The sequence below is a fragment of the Parablautia muri genome (assembly GCF_009917485.1).
GTDB lineage: Bacteria > Bacillota > Clostridia > Lachnospirales > Lachnospiraceae > Suilimivivens > Suilimivivens muri.
In genome coordinates this window covers 1-9,065 of the sequence record NZ_QZDT01000085.1, presented here as the reverse complement: position 1 = coordinate 9,065, position 9,065 = coordinate 1, and the positions used below count along the sequence as shown (strand labels likewise).

13 protein-coding genes and 1 pseudogene are annotated in these 9,065 nt (G+C 43.3%); all 14 read right to left on the bottom strand.

Going from position 1 to position 9,065, the window contains the following annotated elements:
- Positions 1-438 (bottom strand): annotated as a pseudogene (locus tag D5281_RS23160) (FtsX-like permease family protein); the annotation flags it as partial.
- The gene (locus D5281_RS23155; RefSeq protein ID WP_160562282.1) at positions 435-1,187 is read right to left on the bottom strand and encodes an ABC transporter ATP-binding protein; all 753 of its coding nucleotides are present in this window, start codon (positions 1,185-1,187) and stop codon (positions 435-437) included. The pseudogene D5281_RS23160 and the gene D5281_RS23155, both read right to left, overlap by 4 nt.
- Positions 1,188-1,484: 297 nt before the next feature.
- Positions 1,485-1,607 carry a hypothetical protein gene (locus tag D5281_RS23150; protein WP_277935578.1) on the bottom strand — a complete coding sequence of 41 codons (123 nt, stop codon included), beginning with the start codon at positions 1,605-1,607 and terminating at the stop codon, positions 1,485-1,487.
- Positions 1,608-1,715: 108 nt separating this feature from the next.
- On the bottom strand, positions 1,716-2,123 hold the full coding sequence (locus D5281_RS23145) for a GNAT family N-acetyltransferase (protein ID WP_160562281.1): 408 nt from the start codon (positions 2,121-2,123) through the stop codon (positions 1,716-1,718).
- Between the two features lie 147 nt (positions 2,124-2,270).
- The gene (locus D5281_RS23140; RefSeq protein ID WP_160562280.1) at positions 2,271-2,903 is read right to left on the bottom strand and encodes a hypothetical protein; all 633 of its coding nucleotides are present in this window, start codon (positions 2,901-2,903) and stop codon (positions 2,271-2,273) included.
- A gap of 14 nt (positions 2,904-2,917) precedes the next feature.
- On the bottom strand, positions 2,918-3,553 hold the full coding sequence (locus D5281_RS23135) for a hypothetical protein (RefSeq protein ID WP_160562279.1): 636 nt from the start codon (positions 3,551-3,553) through the stop codon (positions 2,918-2,920).
- 273 nt (positions 3,554-3,826) lie between these two features.
- Positions 3,827-4,846, bottom strand: a complete 1,020-nt coding sequence (locus tag D5281_RS23130) for a sensor histidine kinase (protein WP_160562278.1) — start codon at positions 4,844-4,846, stop codon at positions 3,827-3,829.
- 5 nt (positions 4,847-4,851) lie between these two features.
- Positions 4,852-5,139, bottom strand: a complete 288-nt coding sequence (locus D5281_RS23125; protein ID WP_160562277.1) for a hypothetical protein — start codon at positions 5,137-5,139, stop codon at positions 4,852-4,854.
- Entirely contained in the window at positions 5,136-5,429 is a 294-nt protein-coding gene (locus D5281_RS23120) for a LytR/AlgR family response regulator transcription factor (protein ID WP_330585280.1), read from the bottom strand. Before D5281_RS23120 ends, D5281_RS23125 begins: the two co-directional genes overlap by 4 nt.
- A 139-nt stretch (positions 5,430-5,568) precedes the next feature.
- The gene (locus D5281_RS23115) at positions 5,569-5,859 is read right to left on the bottom strand and encodes a LytR/AlgR family response regulator transcription factor (RefSeq protein WP_160562275.1); all 291 of its coding nucleotides are present in this window, start codon (positions 5,857-5,859) and stop codon (positions 5,569-5,571) included.
- 279 nt (positions 5,860-6,138) lie between these two features.
- Positions 6,139-6,972, bottom strand: coding sequence for a radical SAM protein (locus D5281_RS23110; protein ID WP_160562274.1), 834 nt, complete (start codon positions 6,970-6,972; stop codon positions 6,139-6,141).
- Positions 6,969-7,643: a DUF5680 domain-containing protein gene (locus tag D5281_RS23105; protein ID WP_160562273.1), complete on the bottom strand. Its 675-nt coding sequence runs from the start codon at positions 7,641-7,643 to the stop codon at positions 6,969-6,971. The genes D5281_RS23110 and D5281_RS23105 overlap by 4 nt, the downstream gene beginning before the upstream one ends.
- 216 nt (positions 7,644-7,859) lie before the next feature.
- Positions 7,860-8,327, bottom strand: a complete 468-nt coding sequence (locus tag D5281_RS23100) for a cupin domain-containing protein (RefSeq protein ID WP_277935577.1) — start codon at positions 8,325-8,327, stop codon at positions 7,860-7,862.
- Positions 8,328-8,369: 42 nt separating this feature from the next.
- The gene (locus tag D5281_RS23095) at positions 8,370-8,906 is read right to left on the bottom strand and encodes a helix-turn-helix domain-containing protein (protein ID WP_160562272.1); all 537 of its coding nucleotides are present in this window, start codon (positions 8,904-8,906) and stop codon (positions 8,370-8,372) included.
- Positions 8,907-9,065 lie beyond the last annotated feature (159 nt).

The following is a 9,065-nucleotide window of genomic DNA, read 5'->3' as shown; positions in this document are numbered from 1 at the left end:
TCTCCTTTGCTCTTTCATTTGATAGTATAGGTTGTTCAACTTTTTCTGTCCACACTTATATACTAACACCAAGGTTCCCGCCAACAAGCCCCACAGCAATGCCTGCAGCATTGACTTTGCCATAATCCACAGAAAGGCTTCACTTATGCGCTTTTGGTTATACCCCATACTGACCAGAATCCCATAGTCTTTCATCTTTTCGTCCAGGGTGTAAATACATAAATAGCGATAATAAACAAATGAGAATACAGCAAGGATACAGATCAGGGCAGTCATCCACACTGGCAGTGTGTACTCAATAGAATCCATAACACTGACCATCTGTGAATTGCCGACTAATCCTGTGTAAACAAAGAACAACGCTATCGAGATAGTAAGCATAATATACATACTGCTATGCGCTTTTGTCCTTACTGCCCTTTGATGTATTTTTTTCAAATGACTCCCCTCACTTTCGATGATACCGTCACAATTCTTTCATAAAATGGCTGTGCCGTTTCTTCCTTTCTTAAAGTATCGCATACCCTGCCGTTCTCAATAAAAACAACCGTATCACAATAGCTGGCTACAGCCGCATCGTGGGTGACAAGGACAATCGTAGTCTGCATTCTTTCTTTGATATCCACAAATGTACTTAAGATTGCTTTTGCATTTACATGATCAAGGCTCCCTGTCGGCTCGTCTGCCAATATCAGCTTTGGGGATTTAATGATTGCCCGGCAGATTGCCGCCCTCTGCTGCTCGCCACCCGATGACTGCTCCGGATAGTTATTTTCACAATAACCGACATCCACACACCGCAATGTATCCGCATATTTTTTCTGTATTTCTGTTTCACTCAGTTTTTGCAAAGTCAGTGGCAAAATTATATTCTCTTTCAATGTCAGACCTTCCAACAAATTAAAGTCCTGAAACACATAACCGACTGTCATCTGGCGGTGGCGGTCATAATCCTGCTGCCCATAATCCGCCATATTAGCTCCATTGATGTAGACAGTGCCGGAGGTTGGTTTTTCCATGCCCCCTAAAATCTTTAGTAGTGTACTCTTACCGCTGCCGGACGAATCCATGATACAAAAGATTTCGCCCTGCGGGATATTGAGGGTAACATCAGATAAAGCTGTTTTTGCTGTCCCCTTTGATTGGTAAGACTTAGATAGGTTTTTGATCATTATATGGTATTGCATATTTATACCTCTCCATTTCTTTTTTAGGTTTCAGTACAATAACTTGGCTCTGAACTATTCACTGAAATCCTTGCTTTACAATACCAAGAAGGTCGGTTGCGTTCCATATAGCCCTCTATACATCTACGCAACCAGTGGTAGAAATCTAAAGTCAATTCGTAGAATTCCCCAAAATCAAACTTTCAGGTTTTACTTGTCTCTCCCTGCTCCCCGATTCCCTAAGCCGCCGGGGATGCGGGGATGCCTGCCCTGTCCGGCGCAACTTTGGCGGCCTCGCTTTTCCGCAGGACGAGAAATTTATTCCCCATATAGACATCCTGTTGTCTTCTCCCGGAGGGCATCAGACAGCATCCATTCCTTCCCGGATGACGCTTTGGGGATGTCCGCATGATGGCTTTTTGTTATTCCTGTTATATCCATGTTCAGTCTCCTGTTTTGCCGGAACGCTGGGGATGCCTGCCCTGCCTTGTTAGACTGTGGCATATCGGGGATATATGTGCCCCCCCCACACCATTCAGCCGGATATTATCACTTGCGAATAACCATTCTCATACCGCTACCACAAAATTCATGTGGAATTATTTTAAATCCCTTTTCCTCATAAAAGGATTCCTTTCCTTTTTCTGCAACTAACTGTATACTGGATCGCCCACCAATTGGTGTTTCCTCATTAACATACTCGATTATCATACTAACAATTTTATTGCCGATACCTTTTTTCTGATAATTTGGATGTACCACAACATCAACCATCATGTAATACATTCCATCTCCTATCAATCTTCCCATTCCAACAATTTGATTATCCTGCATTGCAGCTATTGTGTATAAACTATTTTTAATAGATTTCTCTGCATTTGAGAAATTTGTCCATCCAACACTTTCCCTTAGCCTACAATAATCTTCATAAACCAAAACATTTTCTATGTATTCCATATCCTCAAACTCCAATTTATATAATCGCACCCGCTCCCTCGTAATAAGTCCGAGCGGTTCACTGCCTTATAAATACACTCCCCCCTAACTTCCGGACAGACCGCAGAGGCAAAGCATTAAGTGCCTCTGCGGAATTGGGTGTAAAGATTATACCTGTATATCCAATGTGCTGCTCGAAGATGGTGCTTTTATGCCTGCTGCCAAGTCAGACTGTATCTGCTGATATGACACGATTCCTTTTGCATTTTCCCCATACTCTTTTTTCAGACGCGCCAGCTCATCATTGTAGATAGATGTAAACACTCTCGCCCTTGCAAATTCTTCCTCGGTGCTTATGGCTTTCCAGTTCCTTGATTCGGGATTATAAGACAGAGTTTTATTTCCATTGGAATCCCAAAACATACAGGCCGCATTCATCTTTCCACCTGTTTTCCTCATGCTTGATTCATAGATGGCTTTCCTGTCCGGGGAAACCGTCTCCCCATGCTGCATACACAGCTTTCTGTATGCGGCATCATCCCGTTTCCCGGTGGAAAATTCCTTCTGCGCCAGCTCCTTTATTGCCGCCTCAAATTCTTCCTCCGACATTGCGGGCTTATCCCGTTTTGTCACGATGTTGTCCCAATTCGGCTTTGTAAACTTGATGTTAACCGGCTTGAACCGCAATGCAAAATTCCCATAATCGCACTGTGCCAGCGGATCGCTGGAATTTTTCTTATTGCCAAGCATCTGCTGTACCATGTTGGCATACTGTGAATAGTTATCCCTTGTTATCTGCATATCGCATACCTCCTTTACGCTTCGTTTTTAATGCCGAACATTCCGTTCAGCATGGATAAGACCTTTTTCATGCCACCCTCTTTAGAGCCGGAAACTTTATAGGCATCCTTCCAAGCCTGCGCCAGCGTCACCAGCTTCTGGCTCACGTTCTCCTGCACGGCCTTTGCTTTATCCGTATCCGCAGATAACTTCTGTCCACTTTTCAGCTTGGAGAGCTTTTCCTTGTACCCGTCCAGAATCTTTGATGCCTTTGCATCCACCTCCGCCTTGTCAGCCAAACTTTGGAACGCCTTATCCAGATTGGCCAGTTCCTCTTCCATCGTCATCCTGCGGAATCCTGTCTTGGAAGCTACATCCTCCACATAACGCTCTATTGTGCCGTCCTTGCAACCCTGCACGATCTCATCATAAGGGTTCCCATAAGCCTTTACATAGTCCTCCGCCCTGTCCGAAAGGCTGTATGCGGCACCGCTGTCCCTCTGCCCTTTCAGCTTCCCGGCTTCCTCGGACAGGCGGTATCCATAACTTGCCCCTAAGGATTTTGACGCCTGCATTATGGACTCTTTCTGTTTCATCACACCCTCATAGGTTCTTGCTTTGCCGCCGTTTTGCAGGCTTCCAAGTCCCTCCCTTGAAATTGTGACATTCACCGCCCTGTCAGTCTGCGGCGGTTGCGCCTATGCCACCTTCCCATCAGGCTTTTGTGTCTTCATGTTCTGGAACCATTTGGTTCCCGTCTGCTGTGTGCTTCCATTCACATTTATTGACATATCGTTATCCTCCTTGACAAAGTATTTGAAATTCGTTTTCTGACTGTTTCATAGTCCTGTTATAAATATCGGAGGCTCTACCCCTCCTTTCACGCCCATTGCATTTTTGGAAATTATTTTGCATTTTTGGAAACAAATAATTTTATTTCCCTGTTAAGCGTTGGGCAGTAGAATGGTAAACTGGAAAAATCCTTTGTCATAGTCAATCACATATCTCCCGCCATATCTCTCAACCACCTCGGTCACATTCTTAATTCCCATCCCATGCTCATCCGCATTGTCAGCCTTTGTGGTCAGCAGTTTCCCTTTCTCTACAGCCAGTTCTGTCCCGATGCTGTTTTTGACCGAAATCACAGCCTGCCCTTCCTCCAGCACGAACTTGAGCCTAATAACCTTCTCCCCGCAATACTCACAGGCTTCCAGTGCATTATTCAGCAGGTTGGAAAGGATAACCACGACATCTTCATCACTGAAAGCAAGCCTTGACAGGTCATTTACTTTCAGTATAAACACAATCCCCCGGCCAACCGCCTCACGGTGCTTCGTGTTCAGTATTGCATTTACGATAACATTATTTGTATCAACCGCATCCATGCTGTGCCGCAGAGCGTCATCTATCTTCCCTATGTATTCATCCAGTTCTTTGTATTGCCCCTTTGCGACAAGCGCACTGATGCAGGCAAGCTGGTTCTTATATTCATGCGTCCTCCTCCGCTGTTTTTCCAGATTTTCGGATATGGAACGGTACATTGCCGTCTCATTTTTTACCCGCTCACGGAAAAGCGCATCTTCCCTGATCTTCGCCTCCCGCTCCGCAATCTCATTTACCAGATAATAGATAGTGAAATTTATCAGCAGCAGCCCCATTGCAATAAACAGGAAAGTACTGTCCTGGTTTGTATTCTGAAACAGGTCAGTCTTCGCCACCATCGCCGCAAGCGAGAATACTGTGATAAGCGAGATAGAAAATAAAACCCGCCATTCCCTACCTGTCAAAAGTTCCGGGGATTTTCTCCCAAATATTTTTTTCACGGACAGCACAACCCCAAACAACGCCATCTTGCTTACCAATGACAGGATGCAGAGCGGGAACATATCTGACCATTCGGAAGCCCGTCCCAGAATTTTAAAATAAATTTTCCCAAATATGACAACTACCGCATACTCTGCCATAACATCTATACTGGAAAAAATATTGACAATCCCAGCGCTTTCAAATACCGAATCTGAAACATTAAAGTCATTATGACTGATGTTGCCACGATAACTGCCATGAACTTTAAATGAATATAATCCCGGAAGGCAAATGAAATCACCAGATAAAGAACCGCCAGTATACACACTTCTGCAAACGGAACAAGTTTATTTTTTCCGTCCCTTTTTTCCGCAAAAGATTGGAACAATAAAACACAGCAGTATATGTCCATAGCAATGATAAATACAGTATAAATATAATCCTCCATCATAGTTCACCCTGCCCCCTTATGTACTCCATTTCCGTATCCTTGTAATATTTCTTCGATATGCTTACCTCTGTCCCGTTTTTCAGCTGTGCGACATATCTCTCAACGCTTTTCACAAACCTCATGTTCACAAGAAAACTCTGGTGGACACGGGAAAAACCGTACTGCCTTAATTCCGGCTCGACATCATCCATCCTGCCGTATTTGTAGTATTCCTTCACTCCGTCCTCCACCACAAAGAAAATGACCTTATGCAGTCTACTCTCCACATAGAGAATGGAATCTACTGGGATGATCTTCCTACCGCCCTAGAAGTCAATCTCACACTTCACTTCCGCATAATCCGTCAAGGTGGCTATGGTGTCCAAGCACTCCTTCAGCGCACTTTCAAGCCCGGCATCCTCTTTCAGGAGATAACGGATGGCATTGACCTTATAGCCTCAGTGCATAGGTGATATATGCCGTCACAAACACAATATAGACATTGGAGGATACCTGCCGGATTCTTCTAGCCGTTTCGATGCCGTCCATTTCCTCCATGCTGATATCAAGAAATATTACATCGTACTGCTGGATGGATTCTGCTACCTCCAGCATCTCTTTTCCAGACGGAAAGAGGTCTGTCTGGCAGGCAAATCCCCGGTTCTTCATGTATTCTTCAATCAGATTCCTTACCCTGAGCCTGAAATATTCTTCATCGTCACATACCGCTATATGAAACATCTAATATCCTCTTTCCTGTCGTATTTTATAGTATTTCGTCAAATTGTCATATAAACTAAAGTTCCCCCCTAAGAGGGCAAGCCAACCCAAATTATATTGTGGATGGATTCAGAACAGTTTTCAATTGCCGTTGCAGAATCGGAAATCGTTTTGCAGAATTGGAAATCGGGCACAGGCTTCTGTCAGTCCATCGCTTTTCTGCATATCCTGCAAACCGACCGCATAAACAATAGACCGCCGTATATAGAGAATAAGTCCATATCGGCGGTCACTACCTGGTTACTTTGGCTTCAATTTGGCTTCTACCAACTCCTTATGATAAAAATAATTGATATGTTTTATTGAATGTGCAGCACAATATTCCTCAATCTCAACAGCAAGATTATTCCAGAACCTCATATTCCCTTTTACATATATTTCATCATATAATTCCACTAATTGTGGGCAGGCACTTTTTATATAGCCAAGGATATCCTGTTTATAGCTCCCCCGAAGGTTCAGATTTTCAAACCAGTATTCATCCACATATCTTTGTGTCTTTACTATTATTTCCTTATAATCCGTTATGTCCGGAAAAATAGGAGACATAAACAAAACAGTGTATATGCCATTTTGATGCAATGTTTCCAGTGTTCCCAGCCGTTTCATGATGCTGCTGGCATGATCCATATCATTTTTAAACTGCTCATCTAATGTATTGACTGATACCGAGACTTTCAAATTATTACACTGCTTCAATAAATCAATATCCCTCAAAATCAGATGGGATTTTGTTGAAATATTCAGTTCGCAATTTATGGAAATTAGCTGCTCCAGTATCTTCCGTGTATTACGGTACTTTTCCTCAAATGGATTGTAGCAGTCCGTCACAGATGACAGGAAAACAGACTTCCCCTGCAGTTTCTTTTTGCTTATCGGCTTGTCACATCGCTTAATGTCAATAAAACTCCCCCATGCCTCACTATGATTCGTAAACCGCTTCATAAAACAGGCATAACAGTACCTGCAGCCATGAGGGCAGCCTACATAAGGGTTTATCACATAATCGCTTGCCGGAAGATTTGATTTTGTAACCAGATCTTTTACTACTACTTCTTTTTCTGCCATGTTCATAAGATAGTCCCTCCGTGGAACATACAGGCATATACCTTTTTCTGCCTGCAATATATCCGTTCCTCTCCTGAAAAACATTCAAAATCACCCTGCACCTGGCACTGGTACATATAATCGCCTTTCTGATAGAGTTCCGGCCCTCGGAACGGCATGGAAACCGACACATGGGAAAGTGCTTCTTTCAAAAATATAATATCAAAATTCTCATCCAAGCTCTCCCCGTAATAATTCATAGCCCACACTGCATGATTCCTTATCCAGACACGTTCCCCGCCTATGAATTTCTGCCCGCCAAGGTAAGTATCCATATACAGGTAATCACCATCTTCATAACGGAAATCGTGGGAACCAGGCTGTGACGGCATGATTTCATTTTCACCCGTGATATATGTGTTATTTTTTGCCCTGACCAAAAAAATCCTAATATCTTGCATAGGATATTTCTGTTCACAAAAAAGACTGATTGTACAGATATCATTTTCCTTCACAAGCCTGTCTATGGAGACTTTAAAAATCTCACTAAGCTGTATAAGGTTCTGAATATCTGGAAAAGACTGTCCATTCTCCCATTTTGTTATAGACTGTCTTGATATATCCAGCCTGTTAGCAAGTTCTTCCTGTGACAGTTTCATATTTGTTCTTAGTAATTGCAATTTTTCTTTAAATTCCATTCTGACATCCTCCAGACATTCATTATACTTTAGCGTTTTTCCATAATCAATCCACCTATACGTTCCAATCCGGCAACTGTTGGTTGCTTTCCAAAAAAACAATTGTTCACTCTCTCTAAATTAAAAGGGTCAGTTGCCCCGCAAAGCGGCACAAACGCAAACCACCGTGTAAGCATATTAACTCTGATTTTCCCGCTTTCCAAGCGGTTTCTGCTGTCAGATCTGCCTGCGGAAAAGGCAGACCGCCGCATATGGTGGTGAGCCATAGCGGCGGTCTTTGCATATTATCCTCTTATTTAATTTAACATAATGCAGGCATAAACTTGGCAAAAAGATATAATCCCTCTGAACCTGCCGCGACTTCATGCGGTACGCCTGCCGCATGATGGATATTGTACCGGATTCATACGGAATGGTGCTGCCTGCGTTTACACACTTTCCGCTGCCCTTTATCACCTCATGCGTTTCCAACTGCGTTTCGTGGATATGGTTCCCAATACTCCAATCAGGAGCAATCCGCACCAAATGATAGCTGAACTTCCCGTCTGTGTCCTTTGCCGTGATGATGTGTTTCAGCTCAACACCCCTAAAGGTCGGATGCTTTAACCATTCGATCTCCGCAAATCCTGCCTCCTTTTCCGGCAAAACTAATTTTCCATTGTTAAACAATTCAAATGTATCCATTCTGCACCTCCGATAAAATATGTGGTCTGTCTTACGTTTCAATCATATTCCCCAGAAGCAGTCATGTCTTGTAAAAAATTGCCCTATCTGCTTTTTTGAATGGATATATTCTGACGGGGATATCCCGACAATCTTCTGGAAAGCCTTATCAAAATGGCTCTGGTCATAAAATCCCATTTCTGCGGCAATTCTGCTGACCGTCTTTTCTTCATCCAGCAACCCCTGTGATTTCCGTATGCGGTTCTGGATACAGAACTGGTGCGGCGTCATCCCGATACTGCTTTTAAATTTCCTTATGAGATAATATTTGCTGACAAAAATATCCGCCGCCAATGTTTCTATGGGCAGCTCCTGTTCTGGGTGGCTGGTAATTTTATCAGTCAGAATTTTTATGCCTGCATCCATCTCTTTTGGCCCGTTATCCCGAAGGCGGTAAACTTCCCGCACGGAAATCAGTAATTTATCGCCCTGCTCCTTTCCGAAAATCCCCTGCGTTGATGCATCCTTTAACAGTTCCCGGACAATCTCCTCCGCTGTCTCTATATCAGTTTCTTTTATAAAAGCAATTCCTATACACATAGACAGCAGACGCGCATCCCTTCCCTGACGCACGGAATGTACCGCATAAGGCGGGATGATAAACTGAGATGGTCAAGTTTTTTTGTATCACTTACAAGGAAAAGTTTTGACATAATCATGCCTGCATTCTCTTTTCAAATGGTGTCATATATCCATTTG

Coding starts and splice junctions, on each gene's coding strand:
- D5281_RS23155 (WP_160562282.1), bottom strand. CDS start 1,187: ATGCAATACCATATAATGATCAAAAACCTATCTAAGTCTTACCAATCA.
- D5281_RS23150 (WP_277935578.1), bottom strand. CDS start 1,607: ATGGATATAACAGGAATAACAAAAAGCCATCATGCGGACATCCCCAAA.
- D5281_RS23145 (WP_160562281.1), bottom strand. CDS start 2,123: ATGGAATACATAGAAAATGTTTTGGTTTATGAAGATTATTGTAGGCTA.
- D5281_RS23140 (WP_160562280.1), bottom strand. CDS start 2,903: ATGCAGATAACAAGGGATAACTATTCACAGTATGCCAACATGGTACAG.
- D5281_RS23130 (WP_160562278.1), bottom strand. CDS start 4,846: ATGGCAGAGTATGCGGTAGTTGTCATATTTGGGAAAATTTATTTTAAA.
- D5281_RS23125 (WP_160562277.1), bottom strand. CDS start 5,139: ATGATGGAGGATTATATTTATACTGTATTTATCATTGCTATGGACATA.
- D5281_RS23115 (WP_160562275.1), bottom strand. CDS start 5,859: ATGTTTCATATAGCGGTATGTGACGATGAAGAATATTTCAGGCTCAGG.
- D5281_RS23110 (WP_160562274.1), bottom strand. CDS start 6,972: ATGAACATGGCAGAAAAAGAAGTAGTAGTAAAAGATCTGGTTACAAAA.
- D5281_RS23105 (WP_160562273.1), bottom strand. CDS start 7,643: ATGGAATTTAAAGAAAAATTGCAATTACTAAGAACAAATATGAAACTG.
- D5281_RS23100 (WP_277935577.1), bottom strand. CDS start 8,327: ATGGATACATTTGAATTGTTTAACAATGGAAAATTAGTTTTGCCGGAA.
- D5281_RS23095 (WP_160562272.1), bottom strand. CDS start 8,906: ATGTGTATAGGAATTGCTTTTATAAAAGAAACTGATATAGAGACAGCG.